General features: G+C 63.6%; 9 protein-coding genes and 1 pseudogene. 8 read left to right on the plus strand and 2 right to left on the minus strand.

The genetic code is table 11. The annotated features are described in order from the left end of the window. The coding region (locus ACTOWL_RS28475; protein ID WP_441324659.1) for a hypothetical protein at positions 1-220 on the minus strand (220 nt) is incomplete at its 3' end. 171 nt (positions 221-391) lie between these two features. On the opposite strand from ACTOWL_RS28475, the gene ACTOWL_RS28480 reads away from it, so the two are divergent. From ACTOWL_RS28480 to ACTOWL_RS28510, 7 genes and pseudogenes are all read left to right on the plus strand, one after another. Then, on the plus strand, positions 392-5,140 hold the full coding sequence (locus ACTOWL_RS28480; RefSeq protein ID WP_441324660.1) for an RHS repeat-associated core domain-containing protein: 4,749 nt from the start codon (positions 392-394) through the stop codon (positions 5,138-5,140). Further along, a complete protein-coding gene (locus tag ACTOWL_RS28485; protein WP_441324661.1) occupies positions 5,137-5,787 on the plus strand; it encodes a hypothetical protein in 651 nt (216 codons plus the stop codon). The genes ACTOWL_RS28480 and ACTOWL_RS28485 overlap by 4 nt, the downstream gene beginning before the upstream one ends. Before the next feature lie 395 nt (positions 5,788-6,182). Beyond that, entirely contained in the window at positions 6,183-7,097 is a 915-nt protein-coding gene (locus tag ACTOWL_RS28490) for a PilN domain-containing protein (protein ID WP_441324662.1), read from the plus strand. Positions 7,098-7,241: 144 nt separating this feature from the next. After that, positions 7,242-8,717, plus strand: a complete 1,476-nt coding sequence (locus ACTOWL_RS28495; RefSeq protein ID WP_441324663.1) for a hypothetical protein — start codon at positions 7,242-7,244, stop codon at positions 8,715-8,717. Continuing rightward, a pseudogene (locus ACTOWL_RS28500) lies at positions 8,675-8,803 on the plus strand (RHS repeat-associated core domain-containing protein); the annotation flags it as partial. The gene ACTOWL_RS28495 and the pseudogene ACTOWL_RS28500, both read left to right, overlap by 43 nt. Next, a complete protein-coding gene (locus ACTOWL_RS28505) occupies positions 8,798-9,523 on the plus strand; it encodes a colicin D domain-containing protein (protein WP_441324691.1) in 726 nt (241 codons plus the stop codon). The pseudogene ACTOWL_RS28500 and the gene ACTOWL_RS28505, both read left to right, overlap by 6 nt. An 8-nt stretch (positions 9,524-9,531) precedes the next feature. Continuing rightward, positions 9,532-9,786, plus strand: a complete 255-nt coding sequence (locus ACTOWL_RS28510; protein WP_441324664.1) for a hypothetical protein — start codon at positions 9,532-9,534, stop codon at positions 9,784-9,786. 557 nt (positions 9,787-10,343) lie between these two features. Here the strand turns inward: ACTOWL_RS28510 and ACTOWL_RS28515 are convergent. Next, positions 10,344-12,092, minus strand: coding sequence for a secretin N-terminal domain-containing protein (locus tag ACTOWL_RS28515; protein ID WP_441324665.1), 1,749 nt, complete (start codon positions 12,090-12,092; stop codon positions 10,344-10,346). A 473-nt stretch (positions 12,093-12,565) separates the two neighbouring features. Here ACTOWL_RS28515 and ACTOWL_RS28520 point away from each other — a divergent pair, with 473 nt between their 5' ends. Continuing rightward, complete coding sequence (locus ACTOWL_RS28520) at positions 12,566-14,863, plus strand: FecR domain-containing protein (protein WP_441324666.1); 2,298 nt, start codon at positions 12,566-12,568, stop codon at positions 14,861-14,863. Positions 14,864-14,889 lie beyond the last annotated feature (26 nt).

Below are 14,889 nucleotides of genomic sequence, written 5' to 3' on the forward strand. Positions count from 1 at the left end.
GGATAGCGCTTGGTCTTCTTTGCGATCTCGGCCATCCGGCCACGGCTCTGTTCCGTCCACATCCATAGCTTGAATCATATCCTCGCTCGCCGAGAAAGCCCCCATCCGCAATTTCCAAACGGTCTCTGACGCCACCTGTGATCTTGCTGACAAGGATGGCAGCAACTACAGCTATCGCACCGGCGATTTCAATGGCGACGGAAAGGCCGATATCGCGCATATCTCCAGCCAGTGGATCGATGTCTATCTTGCATACTGGCAGTCAGGCCTCAAATACACATCTCCGTATCGGTTACAGATCGCGGATACTCGAAAGTATTGTCCCGGCGGCAATCCCGACAATAGCGGTCCGTGCGATCCGCCGGATGTCGTCAACGGGAGCGACGTCGTGTTGGCGGATATCGACGGCGATGGCCGCGTGGAATTTGTTATCCTCGCCGAAAACAATGAAGTTCATCCGTTCGAGAAAAAGAAGGTGTGGTACTGGACGAGCAATGGTTTTGTCTCGACGTCCTTCAATCCCAACATTGGCTATAACGAACAAGTCGTCGCCACGCCCGATTTGAACGGCAATGGCCGCCAGGAGCTGGTGGTTTCGACGATCACGCCGAACAGCACCAGCTCGGCCGTGCTGGAGCACCGGACCGGCAGCCGCTTCTATATGGAGCGGGTGGCGAACAACGTCATGGACAACGGCTGGCGGTTCGTCGGCACGCAAGGCGACTTCAACGGCGATGGTGCCACCGATCTCGCCAGGATCTGGGAGGCGCCGGATGGAAAACCGGCGCTCGTCACGGCGCTGTCACATGGTGGCGACAAGCTCGTTGATTATCAAAATACATATCCGTTCGGCGATTCTCGCTGCCGCATCGACTGCCGGTTGTTTTCGGGCGATTTCGACGGCGACGGCCGCTCCGACCTCCTTGTCACCAATCTGGCGGACGGCGGCTTCCCGTTCCCGAACACCAATTGGCGCGCGGAAATCCTGCTGTCGCGAGGCGGCGGCTGGATGGAGAGGTGGGTCGATACGAACGGCTACCTGAAGATCGGTGACACAGTCGAGGGGGTCGCGGACTTCAACGGCGACGGCAAGGCCGACATCCTCCGCCGCTACGGCAAGACCGTGACCGTCATGTACTCGCCGGTCCGATCTGACCTGCAGGCGGTCGCTCCCGACCTGCTGATCTGGACCATCAACCCGATCGGTGGGCAGACCTGGATCGGCTACACCCCGTCCTCGGATCAGGCCACCTTCAAGAATTTCAACCTGCCTTTCGTCCAGCAGACCGTCCGCTGGGTAAAGCAATGGGATGGCGTCGGGCCGCAGGCCCAGACCACGTTCACCTACACCGGGGGCCGCTGGGACGCGGCCGAGCGGAAGTTCCTCGGCTTCGCCAGCGCCTTCGTCGTGCCGCCGCGAACCTCGACCGGCACCGTCTACACTGCGGGCGTGCAATACGACTTCAGGCAGACCGTTGCGTCTGCAGGGAAGGTCCAAAAGGTCAGCTACTTTTCGCGGCCGGCCGGCGGCGCCAAGCCGAATAATGATAAAGAGTATCTACTCCGCGAGGAACGTGAAACATACAAGGAGACACCGCCGGTCGCCGGTGCGCGCGTTCCTTATAAATCGCTAAACATAGGCAGTACGGTCGCTCTCTTTTTCCAAGGAGAAGTCCAATTCAGCCGGACCGAGCGAGAGTTCGACATCTACGGCAATGTCACGAAGCTGAAGGAGCTTGGGCATCATACTCCCAATAGTACGGCGGGCGGCTTCGACGACCGGGTCACGGACGTTACTTTCAAACCCGCAACTACGGACGGCCGATACATCGTCAACCTGCCCGCAAGAAAGCTGCTGCGCAGCGCCGCCGGCGCGGCGCGGGACACGCGGTTTGTCTATGACAATCAGATCGACAGCACAAAGTCGCCCACAACGGGCAATCTGACGGCCGAGCTGCGAGGGTTAGCTGGGCCTAACGGCACTTGGGGCTGGGTGCGGCGGTGGTTCGGCTACGACGGCCGGGGCAACCAGATCGCTTCGTCGCTGAAGCCCAGGACGGACCAGGAAATCCGCACTGACATCATCTATGATGGCGACTTCCACCTCTATCCGGTGAAGGTGATCAGGAAGGTCGGATCGACAGCAGACCCGCACGTCACTGAAGCCAGCATCCATCCGGCGTGCCTGAAGCCCTGGTCTACCACGGACGTGAACGGTCGGAGGTCGGAATGGACATATGACTGGCTGTGCCGACCGACGAAGGTGGTCAAGACCGGGAACGACTATGAGGAGTGGCTGTATTCGGGAATCGGCTCGCCTGCAGCACAAAAGGTCGAAAGCCGCCGGCCGGCTCCGGCAAACGCAACCCAGGCGTATATCAGCAGCCGAGTGCAATTCGACGGCCTCGGCCGGGTCCGCCACTCCTTTTCAGACGGGCCGGACGGCAAGACCATCGCGGTTGACAAGGAGTATGACGGCCGCGGCAATCTTATCAGAGAGACGGTGCCGTACTATTTCGGCGAATACTCGACGGCGAATCCTGCACCCCGAACGACCTATCGGTATGACGCGCTGGACCGGCAGATCGCCCGGATCCTGCCGGATGGCGAGACCTATCAGACCCTCTATGGCGTCCACCCCGGCATCGAGTCGTTCCGCTGGGAAATGACACTCGACCCGACCGAACGGAAGATTTGGGTGACGTTTTACGACGCCTTTGACCGGGTACGCAGGACCGAACATTCTTTGGATAAGGACCACGGGGCCTACACTACCTTCTCCTGGGACGCGGCGGACCAATTGGTCAGGATCGTCGACCCCATCGGGGCGCAGTGGGTCTACAGCTACGACACGCTGGGGCGGCGGATCGTCGCGAATGATCCGGATCTCGGGGTGACGACATATCACTACGACATCGCCGATCGTCTGCTGTGGCAGAAGGACTTCCGTAATACGTCGATCAGCTACACCTACGACGCGCTCAGCCGGGTCACCCGCAAACGAGTTCGGCTCGATACCGAACCGGTCGGTGGAGGGCAGGTCACCGACTATTTCTACGACGGCGGCGCAGCGGGATACGCGAACAAGGGCCAGCTGGTGCGCCAGGTGAATGCCGTCGGCCGCCTGTGCACGGACTACGACGTCGCTGGCAGGGTCCTGAGGCAGAAATGGACGCTATGGGCGCCAACGGCAAGCAGCGCGACCAAGGCGACCCTCTGCACCACGCAGCCAGAACCGACCGGGACCGTCATCGCAACTACCCAATATGACGCGGGCGGCCGGGTGGTCGGGCGCCGATATCCGGATGGCGATCAGAGCGGCCAAGTTGGGACGATTGGTACGGTGTCGGATCGCTGGCGCTATGACGGAGCCGGACGCCTGAGAGAAATCCCCAATTTTGTCGCCTTTACTTACAACGCCTCGGGCCAGCCGCTGACGACGTACTACGCCATCGACGCGAACCCGAACGACGGCCTCACCACGACCAACACCTACAACCCTAAGCGGCTTTGGCTGACCGACCGCACGATCACTCGTCCCACCTCGGGAAGTTCTCCAACAACGGTGTTTTATGCCCGATACGGCCGCGATGTTAAGACGGGCCTGATCGCCACGGCCGACATTTCCAACGGGGCCACCGCGGAGAGCTGGACCTACACCTATGACGGGATGTTCCGGCTGACCAAGGCGGATTCCAGCGACAATGCGCGAGACGAGAGCTTCGAGTACGATTGGGCAGGGCGGATGACGAGCGGCCCGCGGGGGGCCTACACCTATCCGGCCGTAGCGGCCAATCCAAACGTTACGCCGACAAAGCCGCATGCGCCGATCAGCGTCGGCGGCAAGACCTACCTGTGGGACGGCGCCGGGAATCTCAAGCAGGGGCCGAACGCAGAGCGGGTTTTCGTCTGGGATGGAGAGAACCGGCCCACTTCGATAACGGTGGCCGCGGGCGCAGGAACGTCAGCGACATTCCAGTACGGCCCGGACGGGACGCGCTGGCGCAAGACCCTGCCGCCGATCGCTGGCTGTCCGACGGGGGCGCCAGTGCCGACCGTCGACAGCTTTGGCCCCGACATCGAGCGGGAGACCGAGGTCACCTGCGCCAACAATGCTGCGACCACCCGTGAGACCTGGATCAAGTACCCGCATCCCGACGTGAAGCGGGTGGGCAGCGGTGCCGCGGTGGCGACCTACTACCTGCACCGTGACGGCCTGAACACGGTCCGGATGGTGACCAACCGAAACGGGGGGTACGAGGAGTTCTCGACCTACACGCCCTACGGCAAGCGGACGCAGACGGCGGCGGCGGCGGGGACGACCGAGGAGACCAAGGGCTTCATCGGCGAGCGGGAGGACCCGGAGGTCGGCCTGGTCAACCTCAACGCCCGGCTCTACGACCCGGCGATCGGCCGGTTTATTTCGGCGGACTGGTGGGATCCGAACAAGCCGGGGGTGGGGACCAACCGGTATGCGTATTCGGGCAACGACCCAATCAACAAAAGTGATCCAACCGGTCACCAGTGGGCCGGAATGGCCGATGCGCAAGGACGTATGCCTACAGGTGAGGCTGCCGGGCTCCAAGCCCAAGCTGCAGCAGAGAGGCAGAGAGCTGAGCAGCAAAAAAGAGACGAAGCCGACCGATTCTTTAAAAGTGGGACAGTCTACAGCGACTGGGAAACTTTAGAGACGGTGGCGACTGGCCCGGCGGGCATTGCTAAGCGTGGTACTGTTTGGGCTGGGCGTCAAGTTATTGGACTCGCCACGAAGGAAACCGTCGAGGCATCCATACCGGCCGTTGCTCAACGAGCTTTGGTTCAGGTAAATAGAGAGGTCGGGCTCGCGGCCGAAGCCAAGGCAGTGCTAGATATACAAGCTAAGGGGAGTACGATCGTTGGGTCACATGTCTCGGTGAACACGTCGGCGGGCCGTCGCGTGGTTGACCATCTAACTGTAACACCTGAAGGGCGCGTTGTTGCCGTCGAGATAAAATCTGGTAATGCGGTGCGTAACCAAAGTCAAAGAGAGAAGGACGCAGCAATGGCGACAGAAGGTGGAGCCATAGTTGGGAAAAATTCTCCTGAAGATCTGCGGGGCGTCACGTTGAGCATTGAAACCGAAGAAATGCGATATCCATGAGCAGCCATGTCTCCGAGCTAAAAACCAAGATTCTGATGAAGATTGGCGAGAGGGTAAGTGCGCTTGGTTTTTCCAAGCGTCCAGTAGGACAAAGCTTCTACGCACAGACACCTTCGGGACGAAATGTGATTCATCTTGGATTTGTTCCTCATGATGATTCTGATGTTGACGTAATTGTAAATCTGGCTATCCGCTTCGATTCTGTTGAAGATCTGATGAATGGCTATAGATCACTTTCAAAAACTCAAAAGAGCAGTACCGCTACTGTTGGGGTCGAGTTAGGCAATCTATTGGGGATTGGACAGAAGCGATGGAATCTGTCTACGGATCTAGATGTTGATCGCGCCTCCGATGACATTGCAGAAACTCTGATTGCACACGGCATTGAGTACTTCAAGAAGGGCGGGAAATTAGAGGATGTCTTTGACATACTACGTTCATTCGGCGGAGAGGCGGAAACGTTGGTGAGTATCCCGGCCGTCCGCTATGAAAAAATACTCGCAATCGCGGCAGTTCTACATAGATGGGATCTTTTGCCGGAGCTGGCTGAAAGTGCATCGGCGCGCCTGAAAGAGGCGGGTGACCTTGCCTTGCCCCGATTTATAGCGTTCTCGTCAAAGATTATGGAATTGGCTCCAAGAGCTTGAGCGATGTTAAAGTTGTCTGGACATGTTGCTTCCTTCGTATTGCTCCGTTGGCTTGTCGTTCTATATCCTAACCTCGGTGCGAACTGCATGCTGGCGATTGTGGTCGCCAATAGACTCAGCCAAGAATTTTCGGGCTATGAGGGAAGATCTCTAGCAGCAGGCAATAAAGTCAGTGCCGCACGCCAAGGCAGGTGACACACGGTCGTCCATCGCGAGTTCCTTCCCTGGCGGCTATCCGATGCAGGCAGCCCTTCAACGGAGCCATGATCCATCCTTCACCATTTCTCCCGCTTTACCGATCCTGGAGCCGCTTCGTCGCATGGTGGTTCGGCGAGCTGTCCGGGTTCCTGCCCCCGCGGCTGACGGGGACCATCGGTCCACGCCACCGGCTACCAGTGGCGAGGCCGACCGACTTTGGCTGGGTGGTGGAGGTTGGCTCCAGGGTCCGCAGCCTGGCCGACTGGGCCGCGCGGAACCGGCGGCGCCCGGTCGTGCTGCACCTGCCGCCCGAGGCCGGCCTGTCCCGTGAGTTGACGCTCCCGGCCGCGGCAACGTTGTCCCTGCCGGATCTGCTGCGCCGTGAGATGGACCGGCTGATGCCTTGGCCGGGCGACCGGGTGTGGCTCGCCACGCAGGTGCTGCGCCGCACCGAGGGCGGGCGCAAGATCGAGGTTGAGCTGACCGTGGTGCCGGACGCCGCGGTCGAGCCAGCCCGGCGCGCCCTGGCTGGCCTCGATGTGCCGATCGCCGCGGTCGAGCTGGATGGGCCCGCCGGTAAGCGCATCCTGCTGCCGCCTGGCGAGGACCGCGCCACGGCCGGGCGCCGCCGGCTGCGGCGCGCGGCGCTGGCCGTCGCCGCCCTGTTTGCCGTCGCGGCGGTCGGCGCCGGCGGGTGGATCGGCTGGCAGAGCTGGCAGCGCGGCCACGAGATCGCGGCGCTGCAGGCCCGGATCGCGGCGGCGCGGCCGGCGGCGGAGGAGGTGCGGCAGTTGCGGCAGGAGATCGCCGGTCTGTCGGACAGCCAACGCTTTCTCGACGACAAGCGCCGGTCCGTCCCGGCCGCGTCGATCGTGCTCGAATCGGTCAGCCGGCTGCTGCCCGACGATGTCTGGCTGACCGACCTGTCGATCGCGGACGCGGCGCTGCGGGCCGGCGGCAGCGCGACCGACGCCTCCGCCCTGATCGGCGTGCTCGAAGGCTCCGGCCGGTTCGCCGACACCCGCTTCCTGGCCCCGAGCACGCGCGACCGCGAGACCGGCCGGGACCGGTTCAGCGTCGGCGCCCGCATCGAGCCGCGGCTGGAGCCCTGAGCATGGCATTGCTCCGTCTCCCCACGCGCTGGCTCGCTTTGGCCCTGCTGGCTGATCAAGATCACCGACCCGATCGGGGCGCAGTGGGTCTACGGCTACGACACGCTCGGACGGCGGACCTCCGCGAACGACCCGGATCTCGGAGTGACGACCTATCACTACGACGTCGCCGATCGCCTGCTGTGGCAGAAGGACTCCCGCAAAACGACGATCAGCTACACCTACGACGCGCTCAGCCGGGTCACGCGCAAACGAGTTCGGCTCGACACCGAACCGGTCGGTGGAGGGCAGGTCACCGACTATTTCTACGATGGCGGCGCAGCGGGATACGCGAACAAGGGCCAGTTGGTGCGCCAGGTGAATGCCATCGGGCGCCTGTGCACCGACTACGACGTCGCCGGCAGGGTCCTCCGGCAGAAATGGACGCTATGGGCGCCAACGGCAAGCAGTGCGACCAAGGCGACCACCTGCACTCAGGCTGACCCGACCGGCACCGTTACCGCAACGACGCAGTACGATGCCGGCGGTCGGGTGCTGGGGCGCAGATATCCGGACGGGGACCAGATCGGCCAAATCGGGACGACCGGTGCGGCGGGCAGCTGGAAATATGACGGCGCAGGACGCCTCAAGGAAATCCCCAACTTCGTCGCCCTGACCTACACCGCGTCGGGCCAGCCGCTGACGACGTACTACGCCAGCAACCTGGGCACGAGCAGCGGCGTGACCACGACCAACACCTACAATCCCAAACGGCTTTGGCTCGTCGACCGCACGATAACCCAGCCCGGTTCAGGAGGGTCTTCAGCGACGCGGTTTTATGCCCGTTATGGTCGCGACGTTAAGACAGGCCTGATCGCCACGGCCAACATTTCCAACGGGGCCACCGCGGAGAGCTGGACCTACACCTATGACGGGATGTTCCGCCTGACCAAGGCGGATTCCAGCGACAATGCGCGAGACGAGAGCTTCGAGTACGATTGGGCAGGGCGGATGACGAGCGGCCCGCGGGGGACCTACACCTATCCGGCCGTCGCCGCCAATCCGAACGTTACGCCGACAAAGCCGCATGCGCCGATCAGCGTCGGAGGCAAGACCTACCTGTGGGACGGCGCCGGGAATCTCAAGCAGGGGCCGAACGCAGAACGGGTTTTCGTCTGGGACGGCGAGAACCGGCCCACGTCGATCACGGTGGCCGCGGGCGCGGGAACATCAGCGACATTCCAGTACGGCCCGGACGGGACGCGCTGGCGCAAAGAACTGCCGTTGGGCGCAGGCTGCCCGACGGGTGCAACGCAGCCGAGCGTCGACAGCTTTGGCCCCGACATCGAGCGCAAGACCGATGTCACCTGCGCCAACAATGCTGCGACCACCCGTGAGACCTGGACCAAGTACCCGCATCCCGACGTGAAGCGGGTGGGCAGCGGCGCCTCGCTGGCGACCTATTACCTGCACCGTGACGGCCTGAACACGGTCCGGATGGTGACCAACCGGAACGGGGGTACGAGGAGTTCTCGACCTACACACCCTATGGCAAGCGCACGCAGACGCCGGCGGCGGCGGGGACGACCGAGGAGACCAAGGGCTTCATCGGCGAGCGGGAGGACCCGGAGGTTGGACTAGTCTACCTCAACGCCCGGCTCTACGACCCGGACATCGGCCGCTTCATCTCGCCGGATTGGTGGGATCCGTCCCTGCCGGGCGTGGGGACCAACCGGTATGCTTATGCCTTTAACGATCCGATCAACACGAGCGATCCGACAGGACATCAGGTTGGATCGGATTATGCTGCAAGTAAACTTGGGCCCGATTCGCCATCAGTTGGCGGCAATTACAACCGTGATTTGCGTGACGGGGATTTAGAAGCATATCATATGGCAGCGCGCCATGATTTTATGAGAACTCATCCGGGATATGCGGGAGACTCCATCGAATCACCGATAGTATCTCCAACAGATATTGTAACCGGCGGTTTCGCGGTCGGAGTCTTGAAAGGGATCGGTCGACTCGTCGGTGTAACGGTCACTAACGAAGTTGGAGGTGTCGTTGGTGGTTCCGTAGCAGGAGGCGTAGCGAATGTGGCGCAAAGCCTCGGCGCGGCAGCGGCGCCTGTGGTAGGAAAGGTGCTAACTTTCGCGAGGAGACCGGTTGAAAAGGCCTTTAGGAAGCATGGTGAAGATTTTGGCTTCACGGGCAACTTCAACCAGAAAGCAGCACAGCAATTCGAGGAAAAAGTGACATCATTTATCAATAGCCCCGGAGTGCAAACTAAAACGGGAAAGTATCACGGTCAGCCAGGATATACTCATCATGTCGACCCGACCACCGGCCTTAATGTTGTCGAGGGACCAGCGGGCAACTTCGTGACGGGCTTCCAACTCGGGCCAAGACAGCTTAGTGATGTGTTGAATCACGGCGTTCTCTGGTAGGATGGATTATGGAACAGAAGCCCATCACAATCACTCTCTCTCCGGCTGAGGCGCTGGTGTTGTTTGAGTGGCTCTCTCGAACAGATGACGCTCAATTGCTTCCGACGCAGCACTCCACGGAACAAATCGTGTTGTGGCGACTCGAAGGTAAACTCGAAAAGCAAATAGATGTCTTGTTTTCGAGCGATTACCAAGCCACTATTGAAGAAGCGAGATCCGAACTACTCCGACTCTATGGAGATAATTCACGCCTAGATCAATGAGGCCAATAGGCGAGACGGTAGCTTCGGTGATGACGCTGTTGGCCATCCGAGCTTGTGGAGTGGCGCGGGGTCGCCACCGTAACCGCTTCCTCCGCCCCAACACCCGGATTTCGGGTGACGCGCACGGGGCTCCTATGATCCGGAGCAGGGCGAAGTTGCGGTGACACCGCAAGTCGGGTGGGTTCCGTCCTTCGGCGGGAATCGGCGATGGCCTTGCCACCGGAGCCGTTCTTCAACGTCTTTGAGGTATATTCTCTGCGCCTGACCCAGGCCGCTTTCAGGCTCAGCCATGTCGCAATTTGTACCGCTGTATCTGCTTCGGCTATCCTGGAGCCGCTTCTTCGCCTGGTGGCTCGGCGAGTTGGCGGGATTTTTGCCCGAGCAGCTGACGGGGACCGTCGGCCCGCGCCACGGGCTGCCGGTGGCGAGGTCGACCAGCCATGGCTGGGTGGTGGAGACAGGATCGAAGGTCAGGGGCTTGGCCGATTGGGCCGCGCGGAGCCGGCGACGACCGATCGTCGTGTATCTTCCCCCGGAGGCCGGTTTGTCCCGTGAGCTCACGCTTCCCGCGACAGCAAATTCGTCGCTTCGCCGACCTTCAGCTGCGCGGTCTGGTTGTCCAGCACCGCCAGCGACGGCGACGACACCACCCGGACATTGGTGATGCTGGCGAGCGCATCCAGGATGACGCGGAAATTTCCGCTGCTGATGATGAAGTTGAAGCCCGGGACGGCCGGGTTGACCCCGAAGCTGTTGTTCTGGGTGAAGACGCTGGAGAAGTTCCCGCTCTCCAGCCAGAAATGCACCCCGTAGCGCAGCTGGTCGGTCAGGGTGACCTCGGCGATCGTCGCCTCGATCAGCACCTGGTACCGCGGCGTGTCCATCAGCCGGATCGCCGCCTCGATCTTCCGCCAGGCCTCCGGCGTCGCCATGACCATGAGCGAGTTGCGCTCCTTGTTGGCGACGATCTGCGCGCCGTCGAACGGATCGGGACCGCGTCCCGCGCTACCCGATCCACCTCCGCCAGAGCTGCCGCCGACCATGCTATTCAGATCATCCGACAGGATGCCGAGCTTGTCGCCGGCGGACATTACCGCGCCCGTGTCCAACGCACCGCCATCGGCGCGCGAGGGGATCGAGGACGCGCCGGTGGACGCCGTCTGAACCGGCAAGGATGGAGCGACCGGGCTGCTGCCCCCGCCCGAGGAGCCACCGCGCCCCCCGCCCATGAACTGGCCCATGATCGAGGCGAGGTTCTCGGCCGTGCCGTTCTCGACCCGATACACGTAGAGCTGGACGCCCTGCTTGTCGCCCTGGTCGAGCCGGTTGATCCAGGTTTCGGCCTGGCGCAGGCGCACCGGCTGCCTGGCCACCACCATGACCGCGTTGAGCCGGCGCACCGGGATGAAGTCGATCCCGCCCTGCATTGGCGTGCCCTCGGCGCCCAGCTTGAAGACGGAGCGGAGCTCCCGGATCATCGAGGCGGGATCGGACCGGCGCAGGGGGAACAGCCCCGCGGAGACGCCGCGCATGGCATCGACATCGAAGGCCGCGACCATCTCGGCGATCGCCGCCCGGTCGCCGCTCGCTCCGGAGATCACCACGAGATTCCGGGCCGGATCCGTCCGGACCATGTTGCTGTTCGCCACCGGGCTGATCAGCGGTGCGATGGTGGCCGCCTGGACGAAGCGCAGGGGAATGATCGACACACCGTAGCCGGTCGGCAGCGGCGTCGGGTCCGATCCCAGCTGCACCATCACCCGCCCGCCCGCGGCCTCGGCGGCCGGCACGATGCGATAGGCCGCGCCTTCGGCAATCAACGCGGCGCCGTTCATCCGCAGCACGGTCTCGACCGTCGCCAGAAGGTCCTGCCGGCTGAGGGCGGCGCTGCTGGACACCGTCGCAGTTCCCTGGATCCGCGGATCGACGCTGTAGGAGGCTTTCAGCGTGTCCGCGAGGACAGCCTTCAGGAAGTCGCGGATATCCGCGTTCTCGAAGTTGATCTGTGCGCCCTGGCCGGAGACAACGACCGGCGCGGCGCCCGCGCCGGCCGGGACGGGGGCGCCATCGGTGCCGAAGTATAGCTGTGGGGCGCGAAGATCGGTCGGCGCAGAGGTCACCGCCACCGAGCCCAAGGGCTGCCGCGCCAGTTTCGACGGGACATCGAAATTCGCCGTGGCCAATGGATTGAACCGCGGGAGGGAGTCTTGGCTCATCTGCTGGCAACTGGCCACGCCCAGCGCTGCCGCCAGAATTGCAGCAACCCGCAAACCGGCAAGCCAGCCGGCCTTCCCCACACGGTACATGCGACGAACCGTCCCCCACGCGTCCGAATATGTGCCTATTCGGATCACCTTCACCATGCCGGGCCGGGACCGCAATGGCAAGTGACGGTCTTCGACCCTCGAAGCCCGCCAGAGCGGCGGTCAGCGCGCGATAACGGGGTCAGTTATCGCGCGCTGGCCGCAAAGCAGCGGATACCGGAAGGAACGGCCTCCACTCACGATCTCCTGTGCGCCCGGCGACATGGCGCGAGACTGGTCCGTGCCGCCACTCCGCATAAATCCCTATTAGATTGACGTTTTGCAGCTTTGTGAGATAATTATTGATAATTCTTGATAGTTAGCTCGAAAGAAACCGTCGCAATCTGGCGGCATGCTCCAGGGAGCCAACAGACCCTCAGGAGAGACGCCGAGATCCTTCGCCAACTACGGGGGTATCCGTGGGTTATGCCGCTCTCGCCAGATTGGCTGGACGGACAGCTCTTGATGGGCTGTCCATGGCGGTGCTTGCCCTGGCGGCTTCGATCCCGGTCGCCCGGGCCGAAACCGTCGAAATCCGTCTCGAGCCGAACCAGAGCATCCGGCAGATCTCGGAACGATATCTGGGCGACCCCGATCTCTGGCCCGAAATCCTCAAGGCCAGCAATCTGGCTTCGGTTGCCCAGCTCTCACCCGGCCAGCCGCTGCGGGTGCCGGTGGATCTCGTCGCCGCCGCCATGCGCGCCCTCGAGCGCTGCGCCGACCAGATCCGGGTGGCGAATCTCGCGGGCGCCCAGCTGTTCGCGCCGGACGAGATCGGCAGAGCCGTCGATCTCTACGACCGGGCGCTCGGCCGTCGCGTCGAGCGCGCCTGGGGCGACGCCAAGGACCTCGCCCTCGAATCCCACTCGGAGGCCACGAAGGCCCTCGTCCTCTCGGAAGAGCGGCGCGACGAGGCCGCCGAGGCGCTGCTGAGCGACAGGAACGGACGGGTCGAGGCCCAGAAGCCGAAGGATCTGGCGTGGAACGACGCTCAGCTCCGCGCCGTGCTAGTGGAAGAGGAAAAGGTCCGCACCCTGTCCGAGTCGACGGCCCAGCTCACCTTCCGCGACGCCAGCCGGCTCCGGCTCAACGCCAATTCGAACGCCATCATCCAGGAGATGCGCTACGACCCGCTGACCCGGCATGAGGAGGCGAAGGTCAGCCTGGTCGAGGGCGACTTCTACGCCCTGCTCGGCAGCGAGAGCGACCGGACGAGCTTCGCCGTCGACATCCCGGAGGCGAAGGCCCGCATCGAGTCCGGCGACTTCTGGGTCAGCAGCAACGCGTCCGGCGCCAGGTTCACCAATTACGACGATCGTCCCGTCGCGGTCGCGGCCAGCGGCGAGACGGTGGTGCTCGGGCGGAACGAGGGGCTCGTCCTCTCCGCCAAGGGCAAAGCCGGCGAGAAGCGCGCCGTGCTCGGCGCGCCCCGGCTCTCCGCGCCGGCGAATGACGGCGTCGCCTACAACAGCGCGGCCGAGCTCGCCTGGGCCGGCCCCGAGGGCGCCGGAGGCTACTGGCTCGAGATCGGCGCCGACCAGTCGTTCGACACCATGCTGGTGTCCGAGTTCGGCCTGCAGAAGCCCGCCTTCCGTGCCGAGCAGCTGCCGCCCGGCGAATACTACTGGCGGGTCTCCGCCCTCGACGCCTTCGGCCTGCCCGGCGAGCGCACCGCCCCCTGGCGCTTCACCGTGGTGATCGACAAGGTCGCGCCCTTCCTGAGGATCGAGGCGCCGGGCGAGGGGGTGATCGAGCGCGACGCCGCGATCGAGATCCGGGGCGAGACGGAGCCGGGGGCCGCCGTCTCCGTGAACGGCCGTCCGGTCGAGGTGAGCGCCCTCGGGCGGTTCGCCGGGCCACTGGCGGCCAGCGAGGGCGAAAACCGCCTCGAGATCGTCGCGGCCGACCCCGCCGGCAATGTCACGCGGCTGCTGCGCAGCTTCAGCCACATGCCGGACCGGTCCGAGCCCGTCGTCCTGGACGCGTCGGTTCCCCGCGACCCGGCGGGCCGGGTGCTGGCCGCCGGCGACACCGTGTCCCTCGCCGGCCGCACGAAGCCGGACTCCCGGATCGATATCGTCGGCGCCGACGGCACTCTGCGCGGATCGGCAGCCAGCGATCCGGCCGGCCGCTTCGCCCTCAACATCGAGCTCGGCGCCGACGAGGATTCGCTCTCGGTCGTCGTCACCGCCCCGTCGGGCTTCCGCACCGCGCAGAGGCTCGACATCGTGGTCGACCGCGAGCGGCCGACCATCACACTTTCGGAGGAGTTGCCCCGGCTCACCGCCTCTGAAACCGTGTTCGTCAAAGGGCAGGTCGCCAAGGCCGGCGCGACGCTCCTCCTCAACGGCGGCGAGGTCATGCTGAAGGACGGCGCCTTCGACGAGATCGTCAGCCTGCGCGCCGGCGACAACCCGATCGAGCTCGTCGCCACCGACAGGCTCGGCAACACCGACGTCGCCCGGTTCACGATCACGCTCGACGAGGATCCGCCCCGGCTGGTCGCGGCCAAGCTCACGCCCGAAACCGGCGATGCCGGGTCCTTCGCGGCGCTCGAAATCCGCGCCTCGGACGCCTCGGGGCTCGCGGCGACCGCGCTTGCGACCGTGGGGTACGGGGCGGAGGCGGCCGAGGGCGTGCTCCGGTTCAACCGCACCACGCAGACCTATCAGGGCTCGATCCCGGTCCCCCGCGGAAGGCTGAAATCGGCGGCGGTCAGGCAGGTGGAGCTCACGGATGCTGCCGGCAACCGGCAGTCATACCGCATGGATTGAGCGGGAGATCATCGAGGGAAGGCTTG

The organism is Inquilinus sp. CA228 (genome assembly GCF_052078665.1).
In the GTDB taxonomy this organism is placed as follows: domain Bacteria; phylum Pseudomonadota; class Alphaproteobacteria; order DSM-16000; family Inquilinaceae; genus Inquilinus.

Bases quoted from the DNA above. Each gene is read 5' to 3' on its own strand.
- ACTOWL_RS28510 (WP_441324664.1), top strand. From the start codon at position 9,532: ATGGAACAGAAGCCCATCACAATCACTCTCTCTCCGGCTGAGGCGCTG.
- ACTOWL_RS28520 (WP_441324666.1), top strand. From the start codon at position 12,566: ATGGCGGTGCTTGCCCTGGCGGCTTCGATCCCGGTCGCCCGGGCCGAA.
- ACTOWL_RS28515 (WP_441324665.1), bottom strand. From the start codon at position 12,092: ATGTACCGTGTGGGGAAGGCCGGCTGGCTTGCCGGTTTGCGGGTTGCT.
- ACTOWL_RS28485 (WP_441324661.1), top strand. From the start codon at position 5,137: ATGAGCAGCCATGTCTCCGAGCTAAAAACCAAGATTCTGATGAAGATT.